This window comes from Pseudarthrobacter naphthalenicus, from assembly GCF_029076445.1.
Taxonomy (GTDB): Bacteria; Actinomycetota; Actinomycetes; order Actinomycetales; family Micrococcaceae; genus Arthrobacter; species Arthrobacter naphthalenicus.
The window spans coordinates 44,379-61,851 of the sequence record NZ_JARESG010000017.1 but is presented as its reverse complement, the minus strand read 5'-3'; the positions used below and the strand labels follow the sequence as shown (position 1 = coordinate 61,851).

Below are 17,473 nucleotides of genomic sequence, written 5' to 3'. Positions count from 1 at the left end.
CCGGTTGCGGCGCGCGGGGCCGGAACAAGCCGGCTGCTAACGGGTGGGGACAAAGAGCTGCTGGCCGGGCACTACACCGCCACCGGTGAGGTTGTTCAGCTGAACGATGTCCGCAATGACGTCGCGGGCATCACGTTGGGGTGCAGTGGTGCCGGCAATAGCCCAGAGGGACTGCCCCGGCTGGACCGTCACGGTCATGGTGGGCGTGACGGAGAGATCGGATACGGAATCCGAGGCCTTCGCCGGCGAGGTGAGAAACCCGGCCAGGGAAAGAAGGAGCGCCGCCAGGAGCACCAGCGGGATGCCAATGAGGACAATCTTGCCCCTGCGGGTAAGACGGAGCGGCGGCAGGGATTCCTTCCGCCGGGCCGACGTCAGCTGCGCGACGGAAACGAACGGGGGACGGGAATCCTGTGATGCGGATATAGCTGACATGAGATGAGCCCTCCTGGACCATACTGTGCTGCCCGGCGTGGCCTCCACGTTGCCCATGCACTGACGCCAAGCCTCAGTGTGGGGCGGATATTCGAATCCACTGGCAACGAGTAGAACACATATTCGAACTTTGCTTCTTCAGTTTTAGCACTTATCAACGAACATTGTCGAGACTCGCTAGAACAAATGTTTGAAAAAGCCCTGTGGCTGGCCTACGTTTGAGTCAAGAATCAACCACTCCAGTAGTTGACCAGCAGGGTCTGACATTCAAAGCAGCCCGGGCCTTCCGGCACGTAAACGCCGGACCGGAACCGGGACAACCGAAAGGCATTGGCGAACATGGCAGCACCAGCCGCCGAGGGCAAGGCGACTCCCCAGGGCCGCCAGCCCCAGAGAACCCCCAAGGGGCTCACTGCCCGCCAGAAGAAGATCCTCGAAACCATCCAGCGTTCCGTGAATGACAACGGCTACCCGCCGTCCATGCGGGAAATTGGCGACACCGTGGGGCTGGCCAGCCTTTCAAGCGTCACCCACCAGCTTTCGCAACTCGAAAAGCTGGGTTACCTCCGCCGGGACCCCAAACGGCCGCGCGCCATGGAAGTTCTGATGCCCCTGACACTGGACGGCGGAACCGGCAAAAGCGGCGCTTCGGCCAAACCCGCGTCCCTGCACGGCCCCGGCGGCACAGTCACCGAACTTCCCACCGCCATGGACACCGCCATGGTGCCGCTGGTTGGGCGCATCGCGGCCGGTGGACCGATCCTCGCGGACCAGGTGGTGGAGGACGTTATGCCGCTTCCCCGTCAGCTGGTGGGGCAGGGTGAGCTGTTCATGCTGCGGGTCGCCGGCGACTCCATGGTGGACGCCGCCATCTGCGACGGCGACTGGGTGGTAGTCCGACGGCAGGCCGACGCCGCAAACGGAGACATTGTGGCGGCGCTGTTGGACGATGAAGCCACCGTCAAGACCTTCCGGCAGCGTGATGGCCACACCTGGCTCCTGCCCCAGAACACGCAGTACGAGCCGATTCTCGGGGACCACGCCACCATCATGGGAAAAGTGGTCTCGGTCCTTCGATCGCTGTAGCCTCAGGCGCCTTTGCCCGCCAGCCGCTCAAGGGCTGCAAAAGCTGTCTTGCGGTCTGTCGTGGGCCAGAACGGCGGGAGCGCAGCACGAAGGAAGCCGGCGTAGCGTTCCGTGGCAAGACGCGAATCCAGTACGGCCACGACGCCCTTGTCCCCCGTCGAACGGATCAGCCGGCCTGCGCCCTGGGCGAGGCGGATAGCTGCGTGCGTGGCTGAGACCGCCATAAAACCGTTGCCACCGGCCTGGGCCACGGCGCGGGACCGGGCCGTCATGAGTGGATCGTCAGGCCGCGGGAACGGAATGCGGTCGATCACCACCAGCCGGCACGACCCGCCGGGAACGTCAACCCCCTGCCACAGGGACATGGTGCCGAAGAGGCAGGTGTCGGGCTCATCAGCGAACTGCTTCACGAGCGCCGTCATGGTGGAATCGCCCTGGCAGAGAATGCTCAGGCCGAGCCGCGGGCGCATCGCTTCCGCCGCCTCTTCGGCTGCACGGCGCGATGAGAAGAGGCACAGGGCACCGCCGCCTGAGGCCCGGATCAGGGCCTCCAGCTCGTCCAGTGACTCCGGTGACGCGCCGCGGCCGGGCTTGGGCAGATGTCCGGCGACGTAGAGGATTCCCTGCTTGGGGTAGTCGAAGGGCGAGCCGACGTCGATGCCGGTCCAGCTCGGTGCGCCCTCCCCTACCAGGCCCAGGCCTCCCGCGGCCGGTTCGAAGGCTGAGCCGATGGCCAGGGTCGCCGATGTGAGCACCACGGTGTGGCCGGCGAACAGCCCCTCCCGCAACTTCCCGGCAACACTGAGCGGCGCGATGTTGATCAATGCCGGCGCCGTCTCGTCCGGCTGCGAATAACCCTGCTGTGGATCGAAGGAACTGGCGCGGGAAAACCAGACCACTTCACGGTTCTCGCGGGCAATCAGGAGGCGTTCACACAGTTCAAGGATCAGCATCAGCCGCGAGCGGGCAAGCTGCCGCCCGCCGTCGGCCGTTTGGCTGCCGTCACCTTTGGAATCTGACAGGGCTGCCCGGCAGGCCTCCCGCAGCTGATCCACACAGTCCAGCTGTTCGTCATTGAGGCCATTGGGAAGGAGCCCGTTCGGAACCCCGGCCAGCGCAAGTTCGAGGTTGGCGGCGGCAGCATTGAGGGCGTCAACCGTGATGGCGGTGTGCTTCCGGGCGCCGGCCGCCGCGGCGTGGACCATGGCCACGGAAAGCTGGCCGGACACGGCACCGGTCACCCTGTCCTGGAGCTCGTGGGCCTCATCCACCACCACAACGTCGTATTCGGGCAGCACGGCCAGGCCCTCGAACGCGCTGACGGCCAGCATGGCGTGGTTGGTGACCACGACGTCAGCCTCGGCGGCATCGTGGCGGGCCAGTTCGCTGAAACACTCGGCCGCCATGGGGCACTTCTGCGCGCCCAGGCATTCCATCGAGGTTACCGAGACCTGCCGCCAGGCCCGGTCCGTGACGCCGGGAAGGAGCTCGTCCCGGTCTCCGGTGGTGGTTTTTTCCGCCCACTCGCGCAGCCGCACCACTTCCTTGCCCAGCTGCGACGACGGTCCGCCGAGGGCGGCGGCGAAATGCGGCACACTGGTGTCTTCGCCGAGGGAGAACAGCTGACCCTCGGCAGGCTCCTCGGACGGGAACCCGCCTTCGAGTTTGTGCCGGCAGACGTAGTTGGAGCGGCCCTTGACCAGTGCCACCTTGACGGGGCGGTCCAGGGCCGGGGTAATGGTTTTCAGCAGCCGGGGCAGATCCCGGCCCACGATCTGGGTTTGCAGGGCCAGGGTTGCAGTGGAAACCAGCGTGGGCTTGTCGCTGACGAGGGAATGCGCAATAAGGGGAATCAGATAGGCCAGGGACTTTCCCGTGCCGGTGCCGGCCTGAACCAGGAGGTGATCGCCGGTTTCGATGGCTTTCGCCACCTGCCGGGCCATTTCGTGCTGACCGGCCCGGCTCTGGCCACCCATTCCGGCGACGGCACGGTCGAGCAGTTCGAGGACGAACTGCTCGCCGGCCGTACCGGAAATTTCCCCTGCCACGAGCTCAGTCATGGTTGATAAACGGTTCCAGTTCAGCCGCCAGGCCTTCCCGGACCATGACCAGCACGCGTGTGCCGTGTTCGCCGTGATCCAGGCTGAGGATCTCGGCATCAGTCTCGTGCAGCTTGCTGATGAGGTCACCCCGGTCGTACGGGATCAGCAGCTCCAGTTTGACGCTTGGCCGGGGAATGCCGTCACTGATGGCCTTGAGGAGTTCGGCAATCCCCTGGCCGGTCCGTGCGGACACCACCACGTGGCGGGGCTCGCGCTGCTTGAGGCGCTCCACCACAAACGGGTCCGCGGCATCGGCTTTGTTGAGCACGATGATCTCGGGCACCTTCCGGGCGTCCACCTCGCTGAATACCTTGCGGACGGCAGCTATTTGGCCTTCAGGATCCGGGTGCGACACATCCACCACATGCAGGATCAGATCGGAGTCGGCCACTTCCTCCAGCGTGGAGCGGAACGCCTCCACCAGCTGGGTGGGCAGGGACCGGACGAAGCCCACGGTGTCCGCCAGCGTGTAACCCAGCCCGTCGGAGGTCTCAGCCTTCCGCACAGTGGGATCCAGGGTGGCGAACAGGGCATTCTCCACCAGCACGCCGGCGTCCGTGAGCCTGTTGAGCAGGGATGACTTTCCGGCGTTGGTGTATCCTGCGATCGCCACGGAAGGCACAGAATTACGACGGCGGTTGGCCCGCTTGGTTTCCCGTGCCGGCTTCATGGCGGCGATCTCGCGCCGCAGCTTGGCCATGCGCGTGCGGATCCGGCGGCGGTCCAGCTCAATCTTGGTTTCACCGGGTCCGCGCGAGCCCATGCCGGCACCGGCACCACCCACCTGGCCACCCGCCTGCCGGGACATCGATTCACCCCAGCCACGCAGGCGCGGCAGGAGGTATTCCAGCTGTGCCAGCTCAACCTGGGCCTTGCCTTCACGGCTCTTGGCGTGCTGGGCGAAGATATCCAGGATCAGGGCCGTGCGGTCAATGACCTTGACCTTGACGATGTCCTCCAGGCTACGCCGCTGGGACGGCGCCAGTTCGGCGTCGACCACCACGGTGTCCGCGCCGGTGGCCATAACGATGTCCTTGAGCTCCTGTGCCTTGCCGGAACCCAGGAACGTGCCCGGGTCCGGCTTGGCGCGGCGCTGCACCAACCCGTCAAGGACTTCCGAACCTGCAGTCTCGGCGAGAGCCGCGAGCTCGCGGAGGGAATTCTCGGCGTCCGCCAGGGTGCCTTCGGACCAAAGCCCGGCCAGCACCACCCTTTCGAGCCGCAGCTGCCGGTATTCGACTTCGGTGACGTCTTCGAGTTCGGTGGAGAGGCCGGCCACGCGCCGCAGCGCGCGGCGTTCGTCGAGATCCTGCTGGTCGCCGTCGTAGCTTGTGTGTTCGTCTTCCTGGCGGGAAATGGCCTGGGCCCTGCCAAGCACGGCCTTCTCGCCGTCGGTGGCTTTGACGTTCCTGGCCGGGACATCCTTGGCGAGAATCCGGTCGATGACAGCTTGGATTTCCTCAGGACTCATATCCTGGGCTGCTGGATCGGAACCGGTGTTGGGCTGGCTGGTCATGTTCTCCTTTGAAGGGTCGGCAATTTCAGAATAGTGCCGTTTGTTGGTCTCTGGTGAAGTATTCGCGCTGGGCTGACGGCTTGCAGTCATCCTGGCCTCCTGGTCTGCTCCACGGCCTGGTTGAAGCGGCGTCGCGGAGGTGGTCACATCATTGCTGATGCACGGGTGAGGGAAGTGGCGCAGGCAATGTCAGAACAGGGACCGGCACGGGGCTGATCACTCGAGTCTGGCCCTGCGGCAGGGCAGGTACGGAAGACCTGCCCTGTGGCGCACAAACGGAAGGCTGATACCTGCGTCGCTGTGGGGCACTGGCTTGGGGACGGGCGGCTATGGACAGCGCAGACCCGTGCCGGCTACTCGAAGATCAGGAACATGGGTTCAAGATTAGCAGAAGGGGTGGCCGCGATTTTCCCCGGTACGTTTCGCTTTGTCCAGCATCGCCCACTAATCTGGCCAGTTATGGAGTCCGCACACTATTTCAGCGCATCGCCCGCCGGGCCGTTCACCCGCAAGCCCCTCACGGTGGAGTTGGCCGGGGCAAAGCGCACGCTGCAGACCTCGGCAGGAATTTTCAGCCCGGACGGGATTGACAAGGGAACGGCGGTCCTCCTGGCTGAAGCTCCTGCGCCGTCGCCCACAGGGAACCTGCTGGACATCGGCTGCGGGTGGGGACCCATTGCGCTGACGCTTGCCCTGCGGGCTCCCCATGCCCGGGTTTACGCCGTGGATGTCAACGAGCGCTGCATCACCCTGACCAATGAAAACGCTGCCCTGCTGGGCCTGGACAATGTCGTGGCAAGCACCCCGGACGCGGTGGATCCCGGCCTGCGCTTCGACACCATCTGGTCCAACCCGCCCATCCGGATCGGCAAAGATGAACTGCACGGCCTGCTCAGGCTGTGGCTCCCCCGGCTGGCCCCCGGCGGCTCAGCGTGGCTGGTGGTGCAGAAGAACCTCGGCTCTGACTCGCTCCAGCGCTGGCTGTCCGCGGAGCTGGACGAGACCTTCACCGTCACGCGTGAAAGCACGGCAAAATCCTTCCGGATCCTGCGGGTCAGGAAAGCGTCCCGCTAGCCACGATCACTGCCGGGCCGCTGAGTTCGACGTGCTCGTGGCCTGCCGCGCCTGAGAAGAACTTCACGCCGACGACGCCGCCGGGCACGTTGACCAGCCAGGAGTCCGGCGCCTCGGCCCCTGCCCAGTGCCTGGTGGCCACCGCTGCGGCGCAGGCGCCGGTGCCGCAGGACTGCGTTTCGCCGACGCCCCGTTCATGGACACGCATGGTGACAGTGCCAACCCCGTCGTGGACCAGCGGCTCGGCGGGCACCACAAATTCGACGTTGGTGCCGTTGGCCGGCAGCGGATCCACCACCGGTGCGGTGAAGAGCCTGGTGGCTTCAAGCTCGGACAGTTCCGCCAGGGCCACCACGGTGTGGGGATTGCCCATGCTGACGGACAGGGCCGGGCGGGGAACTTCGAGCCCGTCCGCCGTCACGAGGGAGTCCATGGCTTTGGCGGTCGCCTCCCCGGGGAAGATGAACTCCCACGGCCCCATATCCACGGCGTACGTGTCGCCGGTGCGGACTACGGTCTTGGGCCCGCCGCGCGTTCCAACGGTCAGCGACCCGCCGTCGGGCAGGTTGACCAGGCCTTCAGCGCGCAGGAAATGGACAAAAACGCGGACGCCGTTTCCACACATTTCTGAAAGGGACCCGTCTCCGTTGCGGTAGTCCATGAACCATTCCGCCTCGGGACTGGTTTGCAGCAACTCGCGGCCCTCGGACAGGTAGCGGGACGGAACAGCCCTGATCAGGCCATCCCCGCCGATGCCGCGGTGCCGGTCGCACAGCGCGGCAACCTGCGCGGCGTCAATGGTGTGGACGCCGTCAGGGTCGGCGATGAGCACAAAGTCATTTCCCGTACCGTGGCCCTTGGAGAAGCGAAGACCGCCCAGCGGACGGTAGGCGGGCTCGGTGGTCTCTGCGGGGGTTGCGTCCATGATCCAAGGTTACCGGCCCGGCCTGGATCGGCTAAAACGTCCGACGACGGCGGGAGGCGTGCCGGCGTCAGGTGGCCGGTCCTGGGCCGGCGTCAGCTGGCCGGCTGTGAGCCGGCCAGGGCGGCGGTGAGCCGGCCAGGGCGGCGGCCTGGGCCACAAGGTGCGGGGCATGCCAGTCCAGCCAGCTGATGCGGGGATCCGCCCGGAACCAGGTGAGCTGGCGCCGGGCGAATTGCCGGGTGGCCACGATGGTGTCCTCAGTTGCCTCGGCGACGGTTGCGGCGCCGTCGAGCACCTTTAAAAACTGGGCATAGCCCAGTGCCCGGGGCGCGGTTTTGCCGCTGCGCAGTCCGGCCGCATCGAGTCGGCGCACTTCCGCAAGCAGGCCGTTGTCAACCATCCTGTGTACCCGCAGGCCCAGCCGTTCCCGGAGGGCTTCGCGGTCCACGGCCAGCCCGATCTGCACGGCCGGCTGGAAGTACTCGCGCTGGGGCATAAAGGAGCTGAAGGGCCGGCCGGTGAGCTGGTGCACCTCCAGTGCCCTGACGATGCGACGGGCATCGCTGACCCTGCCTGCGGAGACGGGATCCACGTCCCGGAGCCGGGCAAGGAGGGCTTCGGGTCCGGATTGTTCGAGCTCGGCTTCCAGGGTGCGGCGCACTGCCGGGTCGGTCCCCGGGAACTCAAGGACGTCCAGGACAGCCCGCACGTAGAGGCCGGACCCGCCCGCCACGATGGCGCGCTTACCGCGGGCGTGAATGCCGCGGATGACCTCCCGTGCCTGCTGCTGGAAATCGGAAACGCTGGCTTCCTCGGTGACGTCCAGGGTGTCCAGCAGGTGATGGGGCACGCCGCGCCGTTCGGCCAGGGTGATCTTGGCCGTGCCGATGTCCATGCCGCGGTAGAACTGCATGGCGTCGGCATTGATCACCTCGCCACCCAGTTCGAGTGCAAGGCTGACCGCAAGATCGGACTTGCCTGAGCCGGTGGGACCGACGACGGCGATGACCGGAGGCCGGGCCACCGGTCAGCGGCTCCGGACCGGCAGGGTCGGCATGCCCAGCAGGACGCCGGTCCGGGCACCGCCCGCGCCGGCTCCGGCGCCCGGGACGGGAGCGCCGCAGGAGTCCGCTTGCGACCGGTCCCAGGCATCGCCGGCTCGGGACCGCCGCAGGCTGTAGTCCTCCAGTGCCGTGTCCGCGACGAGGTGGAAGGCGGCGGCCTCGGTGATGGTGACGGTGACCAGGTCACCGGGGCGGGGTGATTCGGCGCCAGCGGGAACCGAGAAGTGCACCAGCCGCTGGTCCCGGGACCTGCCCGAGAGCCGGTGCGTCTCTTCAGACTTCCGGCCGGACTGGGCGGTAACCATGACTTCCACCCGCCGGCCCAGCTGCTTGGCATTTTCTTCTGCGGCAATCCTGTCCTGCAGGGCGGTCAGTCGTTCAAAGCGCTCCTGCACCACGGCCTTGGGCAGCTGATCGGGCAGCTCTGCCGCGGGGGTGCCCGGCCGCTTGGAGTACTGGAATGTGAAAGCAGTGGCGAAACGCGATTTCTCCACCACATCCAGGGTGGCCTGGAAGTCCTCCTCCGTCTCCCCCGGGAAGCCCACAATGATGTCGGTGGAGATGGCGGCGTGCGGAATCTTCTCCCGCACCTTGTCCAGGATGCCAAGGAACTTGGTGGACCGGTAGGACCGCTTCATGTCTTTCAGGACCTTGTCCGATCCGGACTGCAGCGGCATGTGCAGCTGCGGCATAACGTTTGGGGTCTCGGCCATGGCATCAATGACGTCGTCGGTGAACGCAGCCGGGTGCGGACTGGTGAACCGGACCCGCTCGAGGCCCTCGATTTCGCCGCAGGCGCGCAGGAGTTTGGAGAAAGCCTGCCGGTCGCCGAATTCCACGCCATAGGAGTTCACGTTTTGCCCGAGGAGGGTGACTTCGATCGCACCATCGTCCACGAGCGCCTGGATTTCAGCGAGGATGTCGCCGGGGCGGCGGTCCTTCTCCTTGCCGCGAAGGGCGGGAACGATGCAGAACGTGCAGGTGTTGTTGCAGCCCACAGAGATGGAGACCCATCCCGAGTAGACCGAGTCCCGCTTGGTGGGCAGGGTGGAGGGGAAAACGTCCAGGGATTCGAGGATCTCCAACTGGGCTTCGTTGTTATGCCGGGCCCGGTCCAGCAGCGCCGGCAACGCGCCCACATTGTGGGTTCCGAACACGGCGTCCACCCAGGGAGCCTTCCTGAGGATGGCTTCGCGGTCCTTCTGCGCCAGGCAGCCGCCGACGGCGATCTGCATTCCCGGGTTGGCGGCCTTCACCGGCGCCAGCATGCCCAGGTTGCCGTAGAGCTTGTTGTCCGCGTTCTCACGCACCGCGCAGGTGTTGAAGACGACGACGTCGGCCTGCTCACCTTGGGCGGCGACGTAGCCTGCCGCCTCGAGCATGCCGGCCATCCGCTCCGAATCATGGACGTTCATCTGGCAGCCAAAGGTGCGCACCTGATAGGTACGCGGCTGCGGAGCGCCTGCAACGGGCATTGCGCCTGTTTCGTGCGGCGCGCCGGAGGCTGCGGAAGGGACGGTGCCGGATGCGGGGGAAGGAATGGTCAAACTCACCTGTTAAGGGTACCGGCTCAGCGGAGGCTCCGCCCCGGCGGCCTACAGGCCGGGGCCGTAGCTGTCGTGGCCGGGCCCGTAGCCGCCTGCCTCGCCGCCCAGCCGGGCATCAATGACCTCGCCCACCACCCTGAAGGCCTGGGCAGGCTGGTAGCCCTTCCGGGCGAGCATGGAGGCGAGGCGTCGGGTGGTCTTGTCCCGTTCGGCCCTGTCGGAGAGGTCCGCACCGGAACGCAGCTTGCGTTCCACCAGTACCCGGGCGGCAGCTTCTTCATCGGCGTCGGAGAGTTGCTCCAGTGCGGCGCCGGCAGTATCGGCGTCAATGCCCTTGTCCGACAACTCGCGCCGGAGGGCCCCCTTCGCCAGCTTCCGCGACTGGGACCGGCTGCGCACCCACATGTCGGCAAACTCGGCGTCGTCGATCAGGCGGACTTCCTGGAACCGGTCCAGGACGTCTTCGGCCACGTCCTCGGGGATGTTCCGTTCCGCGAGCTTGCGGGACAGCTGCAATCGGCTTTTCGCCGAACTGGTCAGCTGCCGCAGGACTATGGCGCGGGCAACCGAGGCGGGGTCGGGTTCGGGGTCCGAGGCGACGGACGACTCAGGGTCGGGCCCGTCCTGGCCCGCACTGCCGGCCCAGCCTGACCTGCGCCGGCTGCCGGCACCCTTACGCCGCCCGGGTCCTCCCCCGGACTCCCATTCACCCATAATTTCCCGGCCCCTCAAACGCTCGGCAGGACATGCGGCCCAATGGCCCGTCAACCTAGAAGCCGTCAACGGCCTTCAGCTTGGGCGAATCCTTGGACTCGTCGGCGGCGGGCTTAACACCCACCCCCAGCTTCTCCTTGATGAGGCGCTCCAGCTCGGCGGCCAGTTCGGGGTTGTCGCGCAGGAAACGGCGGGAGTTCTCCATGCCCTGGCCCAGCTGGTCGCCGTCGTACGTGAACCATGAACCGGACTTCTTGATGAGGCCGTGTTCAACACCCATGTCGATGATGCCGCCCTCACGGGAAATGCCCTGGCCGTAGATGATGTCAAACTCGGCGATCTTGAAGGGCGGCGCCATTTTGTTCTTGACGATCTTGGCTTTGGTGCGGTTACCGACCGAGTCCGCGCCTTCCTTCAACGTCTGGATCCGGCGGACGTCGATGCGGATGGAGGCGTAGAACTTCAGGGCCTTACCACCGGTGGTGGTCTCCGGGGAGCCGAAGAACACGCCGATCTTTTCACGGAGCTGGTTGATGAAGATGGCAGTGGTCTTGGTCTGGCTCAGGCGGCCGGTGATCTTACGCAGCGCCTGGCTCATCAGGCGGGCCTGCAGGCCAACGTGGCTGTCTCCCATGTCGCCTTCGATTTCCGCACGCGGCACCAGGGCTGCCACGGAGTCGATGACGATGACGTCCAGGGAACCGGACCCGATCAGCATGTCCATGATTTCCAGTGCCTGCTCGCCGGTGTCCGGCTGGGAGACCAGGAGGGCGTCGGTATCGACGCCCAGCTTGGCAGCGTATTCCGGGTCCAGGGCGTGCTCGGCGTCGATGAAGGCAGCAATGCCGCCCAGACGCTGAGCGTTTGCGACCGCGTGCAGGGCCACCGTGGTTTTACCCGAGGATTCCGGGCCGTAGATCTCCACAACGCGGCCGCGGGGCAAACCGCCAATGCCCAGGGCGACGTCCAGGGCGATGGAGCCGGTGGGAATGACTTCGATGGGGGCACGGACTTCATCCCCCAGCCGCATGACCGATCCCTTGCCGAACTGCTTGTCAATCTGGGCCAGCGCTGCTTCCAGCGCTTTTTCACGATCCGGGGCTGCCGCCATGGTTCACACCTCTAATGCTTTCTCGCTTTGGAGTGGCCTCAGCGGCCGTTATTGGTCATCTCTGACGCTAATGGCACCCTCTGACATTCAAGCCGGGCGACATCGCGTATGTGGATAACCCACTGGAAAAATCATAGCTTTACCCGAACAGATATTCGAACAGATTCGACGGCGTGTCAGCCGGAAGGAAGGAGCGTGCCCGTTAGTCCCGGGGCTTCACGTCACGGCCCAGGCGCCGCTCGGGCGGAACGTCCTGCACCTCACACATGGCGAGCCATACGCTTCGAGGGCTCACGCCGGCCTTGAGTGCTTCGTCCGCGGTGCGTCCCCCAACGCCTGCCAGGACCAGGGTGCTGCTGAGGACCCTTGAGTAGCCTGCCCCGAATTCGTCGTCCATAAGCCGCCAATAGTCACTGATCCGCACCAATAGAGTCTCTCATGTTCCGGGACCCTAGAATTGTTGGCATGAGCAATCCAGCCGATGGCCGCCAGCGGGGAGCACGTGCTGACGCAGGCGCGCCGGATTCCGTTTCAAGCGGGGACAGCCTCGACGAAACGCTCAACACGGTGGAACATCAAATCAGCCTTTTTTGGCGCCGTTCGCGTTCCATTTCCCAGCAGCTTTCGCGCCAGGTCCATCCGGACATGGAGCCATCGGCCTACGGCCTGTTGGCGGTTATTCGGCGTGAGGGTCCCATCCGCCTGACGGACCTTGCGCAGAACATTGGCGTGGGCAAGCCGTCGGTGAGCCGCCAGATCGCCTTCCTTGAAAGCATCGGTTTGGTCTCCAAAGAGGCCGATCCGCTCGACGGGCGGGCGCAGTCGATCCGTCTCACCGAAAAGGGTGAGGAGAAGATGCACCAGGTCCAGGATGCGCGCCGGCAGGACTTCCGGGAGCGGTTGGGGGAATGGCCGGTGGAGGAACTGCAGACGCTGGCCGAATACATGGCCAAGCTCAACTCCATCTTTGATCTTGACGTCATCGGCAAAGACGCGGCGGCAACGCACCGGGCGGGCAACGCTTCCAGGTAGACAAAGCGGGGACCAAGCGCAACGAAGCCTCCGGCCAATGACCGGAGGCTTCGTTATGAGTAGTGCAGGCTTGCTTACCGTGCGCCGGAAAGCAGGCCGGTGGAAAGTTCGTTGTTGATTTCGCGGTCAAGGTCGCGGCCGTAGCGCTGGGAGAATTCCTGCGGAACGGTGTCTGGAACGGCAACGCCTTCGGCGACGGCTACGCGGTCGCTGACTTCACGGAGCATGCTGGACAACGGCACGTCCAAGGCGGAGCAGATCGACGACAGGAGCTCTGACGAGGCTTCCTTCTGACCCCGTTCCACTTCGCTGAGGTAGCCGAGGGATACACGGGCACTGTGCGAAACTTCGCGGAGCGTACGACCCTGGCGCTGGCGGACATCGCGCAGGACATCACCGATTTCGTGGCGAAGTACTACCATTTTGCGCTCCTTCTGTTCGCTCTTAGCCTGATCGGCGAGGCCCACATCCTTCCAGCGGACAACGCCGTTTACGGATACGGGCTGCTTTACCATCTGTATCGCCTTGCTCCTTCATAAGTCCGGTCCATATGAAACCGAAGTTGATATTTATCCTAGGCGCCCCGGCTCTGCCAAAGCGACACAATGTAATAACTAATACGTTCGGGGATTTGTTCCCGGCAACTTTACGCCCGGTAGCTTCAAAGGCATAGGCCCTCAGGAAGGCAGGACCGTGAGCAGCCGTTCCAGCGCCGCACCGCACGCCTGCCCGCGGATATCGGCGCGGTTCCCGGTGAAGCTGTAGGGGAAAGCCGAGGCGCCTTCGGCAGTGGCAATTCCAATGAAGACGGTGCCCACGGCTTTGCCGTCGTGTTCCTCCGGTCCGGCAACACCGGTGGTGGCAACGCCGATGTCCGCACCCAGTGCCGACCGGACACCCCTTGCCATCGCGGCGGCGACGTCGCCATCCACCGAGCCGACGGCGGCCAGGAGCTCGGCTGAAACGCCCAGGATGTCAACTTTCACGGAGTTCTGGTAAGCCACCACGCCGCCCTGAAGCATCCCCGAGGCGCCGGCGGTATCTGCCAGGACAGCGGTGACCATCCCGGCCGTCAGGGATTCAGCGGCGGCAACGGTGCGGCCCGCGTCCAGGGCATTACGGACTGCCTGTTCGGCCAGATGGTGAAGATTTGTCATGGCTGCTCCTGGGGGTCTGGTTCTGGGTTCCGGGACCGCTTTCCCCGTGCCCGGAGGCGAAGGGCTTCCACCACGTATTCGACGCCGGTCCACACGGTGATGAGTACCGCCACCATCATGACCGCGAAGGCCACCCACACCAGCCAGGGTGCCAGCGCGCCCAACGGCAGAAGGTACAGGAAGATGGCCGCCGTCTGCACCACGGTCTTGAGCTTGCCGCCGCGCGAGGCCGGAATGACGCCATAGCGGATGACAAAGAAGCGAAGAGCGGTGATGCCCCACTCCCGAATGAGGATCACGATGGTGACCCACCACGGCAGCTCACCGAGGACGCACAACATGACCAGCGCGGAGCCGATCAGGAGCTTATCGGCGATGGGATCGGCGATCTTGCCGAAATTGGTGACGAGCCCGCGGCTCCTGGCGATGTCGCCGTCGAGCTTGTCCGTGTAGATGGCGACGGCGAATCCCAGTACCGCCGCCCAGCGCCACGGGCCGGACTCGCTGCGCAGCCCGGGGGCATCGAGGAGGAGGAACCAGACGAAGAACGGCACGAGCGCAATACGCAGCATGGTCAGGATGTTGGGGAGATTCCAAATCCCGCGGCTGCTGGAGCCTGCGGCAGTTGCTTCGGTGCTAGTCACCCTCCTAGGCTACCGTCCGGTGAGCGACCAGGCGTCTTCGGACCCGTCTTCATCATCGTCACCGGAGCTCGTATCTGCGCCGTCGAAGTATTCGACGCTCTGGCTGCGCTGGTCCAGGTCCGCCTGGACCAGGTCTTCCGCGTAGCCGCCCTGGGCGATGTTGGCGTTGGCGTTCTCACTGAGGGCGGCGGTCTGGGAATCGGCAACCGCGGGCGCGTCCTGACCCTTCATGGCGGCAAGCACGGCGGCGAGATCGTCCGGCTTGACCAGGACGTCGCGTGCTTTGGAACCTTCTGACGGGCCTACCACTCCCCGCGACTCCAGGAGGTCCATGAGCCGTCCGGCCTTGGCGAATCCGACGCGGAGTTTGCGCTGGAGCATGGAGGTTGAGCCGAACTGGGTGGTGACCACCAGTTCCGTGGCCTGCAGCAGGACTTCGAGGTCGTCCCCGATGTCGTCGTCGATCTGCTTCTTCTGCGCCTCAGGGGCGACGTCGTCACGGTACACGGCCTTCAGCTGGCCCTTGACGTGCTCGACAACCTTGTGGATTTCGGATTCAGTGACCCAGGCGCCCTGGACGCGCATGGCTTTGGAGGCGCCCATCGGCAGGAACAGGGCATCGCCCTGGCCAATGAGTTTCTCCGCACCGGGCTGGTCGAGGACCACGCGTGAGTCCGTGACCGAAGACGTGGCAAACGCCATGCGGGAGGGGACATTGGCCTTGATCAGACCGGTCACCACATCCACGGAGGGCCGCTGCGTTGCCAGGACCAGGTGGATGCCGGCCGCACGCGCGAGCTGCGTGATGCGGACAATCGAATCCTCCACGTCGCGCGGAGCCACCATCATGAGGTCGGCCAGCTCGTCAACGATCACCAGCAGGTACGGGTACGGACGGATGACCCGCTTGGAACCCTCGGGCGGGATCACCTTGCCGGCCCGGACCGCCTTGTTGAAGTCGTCGATGTGTTTGAACCCGTAGTTGGCCAGGTCATCGTACCGGGCGTCCATTTCCCGGACCACCCACTGCAGGGCCTCGGCGGCCTTCTTCGGATTGGTGATGATGGGTGTGATGAGGTGCGGCACACCTTCGTAGGCGGTCAGTTCCACGCGTTTGGGGTCCACCATGACCATGCGGACCTCGTCCGGGGTGGCTCGCATCAGGATGGAGGTGATCATGGAGTTCACGAACGATGACTTACCAGCGCCCGTGGCTCCCGCCACCAGCAGGTGGGGCATCTTGGCCAGGTTCGCCACGACGTAGCCGCCTTCGACGTCTTTGCCCACACCCATCACCATCGGGTGTTCGGTCCGGCGTGCGTTCTGGCTGCGGAGGACGTCGCCGAGCGAAACGGTTTCGCGGTCAGTGTTGGGGATTTCAATGCCGATGGCGGACTTACCCGGAATCGGGCTCAGGATGCGGACGTCGCTGGAGGCCACGGCGTAGGAAATGTTCTTGGACAGGGCGGTGACCCGTTCCACCTTGGTTCCGGAGGCCAGTTCAATTTCGTAGCGGGTCACGGTGGGGCCGCGGCTGAAGCCGGTCACCGTGGCATCCACGTTGAACTGCTGGAGGGTGTCCGTGAGGGCGGCGACGACGGCGTCATTGGCCTCAGTGCGCTCCTTGGGGATGGAGCCCGGAGTCAGCACGTCGGACGACGGCAGGGTATAGGTGACGTCGCCCGCCAGGGAGAGCTGTTCGGTCCGTTGCGGGATGGGCGTGGGCAGCGGCACCGGAGTGACGGGTTTGGCCGGCACCTGAGGGATGGCGCCGGCAGCCGGGTTGAGCGAGCCGGCGGCCACCATGCCCGGGGTGACGAGCGGAATGGCCTCGGTGGCGTTCTCCGCCGGACTGTTTCCTGCTGCCCCCAGGCCCTGGGCCGCCTTGATCTTTTCGACGGCCATCTCAGCCTGCGTGGGGCGCCGCACACCGGGCGCAGGACGGGGTCCGCGGCCTGATTTGTCGGCCTCGGCGTCCTCGTCATCGATGACCGCGTGCTCAAAGGCCTCGTCACCCACATAGCCTTCCAGCCCGGCGTCGGAGTCTTCATTCCTGCCGAAGAAACGGCGCTTCTTCTTGCGCGGGGCCACGGCGGCGCGCGTCTGCTCAAGATAGCTGCGGTCGTGGCGGTCGGCTGCCTCGCCGGGTTCCTGCAGGTCAAGGCCCATGAGGTGTTCGTAGGCTGCCCGGAGCCGGCGGGGAATGGCGCCGAAGGGTGTGGCCGTGATGATCAGCAAGGAGATGAAGGCCAGAACGCCATACAGGACAACGGGCACCGCAGGGTGGATGGCTGCCAGCGGGGACGCCGCCAGGAAGCCAAGCATGCCGCCGGCCTGGCGGAGGCCATCGAAGCCTTCGGCGACCGTGGGCTGGCCGCCCAGCACGTGCGCGAGCCCGCAGCCCGCGAACGTCATGATGAGGAAGCCGATGCCCACCCGGTTGTTTCCGCGGCCGTCATCGGGCTGCCGGAAGAGCCGGAAGGCGCAGGCAAAAAGCATCAGCGGCAAGACCAGCGACACCCAGCCGAAGGTTCCGTTGACCACGCTGTACACGGCGTCGGGGAACCAGCCCGTGAGGCCCCACCAGGCGAAGGTGGCGATGAAGGTTCCGAGCGCGAGATTAAACAGGGCAGCTCCGTCGCGGCGGTCCTCCGCCGGCAGGTCGCTGACGTCGGAACCGATCCGGCGGACTCCTCCGCCCACGAGGTGTCCGATGGCCAGCCATGCGCCGCCCACCACGCGCAGGAGCCACGGCTGCCGCTGTTCGACGGCGGGAAGCTGGCGCGTGCGGGCAGCACCGGTGGAGGATCCCGTCCTTCCGCCGGCGCCGGCTTTGGAGCCCGACGATCCTGCGCCGCGGCCCGCGGAGCTCCCGGATTTGGCGGTGTTCGCGCCTCGGGCGGTGCCTTTGGGCGCGGGAGTAGTACGTGTGGCCATACGTGCCACGGTACCGGAACCGGTCCGTTATTCCGCGGATTTCCGCCTGCCAGGGGGCTTCCATGTTGCCTGCCGCCGCCTGCGCCACCCTACTTTGAAACGTGAAAGGCCCGGTTCCGAAGAACCGGG

Annotated in this window: 16 protein-coding genes; 3 read left to right on the top strand and 13 right to left on the bottom strand. The window is 65.6% G+C overall.

What is annotated here, in order from left to right:
- Positions 1–36: 36 nt before the first annotated feature.
- Positions 37–435, bottom strand: a complete 399-nt coding sequence (locus tag PY310_RS16045; RefSeq protein WP_275215463.1) for a LysM peptidoglycan-binding domain-containing protein — start codon at positions 433–435, stop codon at positions 37–39.
- Positions 436–774: 339 nt separating this feature from the next.
- Between PY310_RS16045 and lexA the strand changes: the two genes are divergently transcribed.
- Positions 775–1,521: a transcriptional repressor LexA gene (gene lexA, locus PY310_RS16040; protein WP_275215462.1), complete on the top strand. Its 747-nt coding sequence runs from the start codon at positions 775–777 to the stop codon at positions 1,519–1,521.
- Between the two features lie 2 nt (positions 1,522–1,523).
- On the opposite strand, the gene PY310_RS16035 is transcribed toward lexA, so the two are convergent.
- Together PY310_RS16035 and hflX are read right to left on the bottom strand one after the other, a co-directional pair.
- Positions 1,524–3,581 carry an ATP-dependent DNA helicase gene (locus tag PY310_RS16035; protein ID WP_275215461.1) on the bottom strand — a complete coding sequence of 686 codons (2,058 nt, stop codon included), beginning with the start codon at positions 3,579–3,581 and terminating at the stop codon, positions 1,524–1,526.
- Positions 3,574–5,139: a GTPase HflX gene (gene hflX / locus PY310_RS16030; protein ID WP_275215460.1), complete on the bottom strand. Its 1,566-nt coding sequence runs from the start codon at positions 5,137–5,139 to the stop codon at positions 3,574–3,576. Before hflX ends, PY310_RS16035 begins: the two co-directional genes overlap by 8 nt.
- Before the next feature lie 459 nt (positions 5,140–5,598).
- Between hflX and PY310_RS16025 the strand changes: the two genes are divergently transcribed.
- Positions 5,599–6,213 carry a class I SAM-dependent methyltransferase gene (locus tag PY310_RS16025; protein WP_275215459.1) on the top strand — a complete coding sequence of 205 codons (615 nt, stop codon included), beginning with the start codon at positions 5,599–5,601 and terminating at the stop codon, positions 6,211–6,213.
- Here PY310_RS16025 and dapF read toward each other — a convergent pair.
- The 6 genes from dapF to PY310_RS15995 all read right to left on the bottom strand — a co-directional run bounded on the left by dapF (position 6,194) and on the right by PY310_RS15995 (position 11,998).
- Positions 6,194–7,138, bottom strand: a complete 945-nt coding sequence (gene dapF, locus PY310_RS16020; protein WP_275215458.1) for a diaminopimelate epimerase — start codon at positions 7,136–7,138, stop codon at positions 6,194–6,196. The genes PY310_RS16025 and dapF overlap by 20 nt on opposite strands.
- Positions 7,139–7,205: 67 nt before the next feature.
- Positions 7,206–8,162 carry a tRNA (adenosine(37)-N6)-dimethylallyltransferase MiaA gene (miaA, locus tag PY310_RS16015; protein WP_275215457.1) on the bottom strand — a complete coding sequence of 319 codons (957 nt, stop codon included), beginning with the start codon at positions 8,160–8,162 and terminating at the stop codon, positions 7,206–7,208.
- 3 nt (positions 8,163–8,165) lie between these two features.
- Positions 8,166–9,755, bottom strand: a complete 1,590-nt coding sequence (gene miaB, locus PY310_RS16010; RefSeq protein ID WP_275215456.1) for a tRNA (N6-isopentenyl adenosine(37)-C2)-methylthiotransferase MiaB — start codon at positions 9,753–9,755, stop codon at positions 8,166–8,168.
- A gap of 42 nt (positions 9,756–9,797) precedes the next feature.
- Complete coding sequence (locus PY310_RS16005; RefSeq protein WP_275215455.1) at positions 9,798–10,463, bottom strand: regulatory protein RecX; 666 nt, start codon at positions 10,461–10,463, stop codon at positions 9,798–9,800.
- Between the two features lie 55 nt (positions 10,464–10,518).
- The gene (gene recA, locus PY310_RS16000) at positions 10,519–11,574 is read right to left on the bottom strand and encodes a recombinase RecA (protein WP_275215454.1); all 1,056 of its coding nucleotides are present in this window, start codon (positions 11,572–11,574) and stop codon (positions 10,519–10,521) included.
- A 202-nt stretch (positions 11,575–11,776) separates the two neighbouring features.
- Entirely contained in the window at positions 11,777–11,998 is a 222-nt protein-coding gene (locus PY310_RS15995; RefSeq protein WP_275215453.1) for a DUF3046 domain-containing protein, read from the bottom strand.
- 41 nt (positions 11,999–12,039) lie between these two features.
- Between PY310_RS15995 and PY310_RS15990 the strand changes: the two genes are divergently transcribed.
- Positions 12,040–12,606, top strand: coding sequence for a MarR family winged helix-turn-helix transcriptional regulator (locus PY310_RS15990; protein WP_275215452.1), 567 nt, complete (start codon positions 12,040–12,042; stop codon positions 12,604–12,606).
- A gap of 74 nt (positions 12,607–12,680) precedes the next feature.
- Here PY310_RS15990 and PY310_RS15985 read toward each other — a convergent pair whose 3' ends face one another.
- From PY310_RS15985 to PY310_RS15970, 4 genes are all read right to left on the bottom strand, one after another.
- Entirely contained in the window at positions 12,681–13,121 is a 441-nt protein-coding gene (locus PY310_RS15985) for a helix-turn-helix domain-containing protein (RefSeq protein ID WP_275215451.1), read from the bottom strand.
- 162 nt (positions 13,122–13,283) lie between these two features.
- On the bottom strand, positions 13,284–13,763 hold the full coding sequence (locus PY310_RS15980) for a CinA family protein (protein ID WP_275215450.1): 480 nt from the start codon (positions 13,761–13,763) through the stop codon (positions 13,284–13,286).
- The gene (gene pgsA, locus PY310_RS15975) at positions 13,760–14,407 is read right to left on the bottom strand and encodes a CDP-diacylglycerol--glycerol-3-phosphate 3-phosphatidyltransferase (protein ID WP_275215449.1); all 648 of its coding nucleotides are present in this window, start codon (positions 14,405–14,407) and stop codon (positions 13,760–13,762) included. Before pgsA ends, PY310_RS15980 begins: the two co-directional genes overlap by 4 nt.
- A 9-nt stretch (positions 14,408–14,416) precedes the next feature.
- Positions 14,417–17,344 (bottom strand): FtsK/SpoIIIE family DNA translocase, encoded by a 2,928-nt coding sequence (locus tag PY310_RS15970; RefSeq protein WP_275215448.1) that lies wholly within the window; start codon positions 17,342–17,344, stop codon positions 14,417–14,419.
- Between the last annotated feature and the right edge of the window lie 129 nt (positions 17,345–17,473).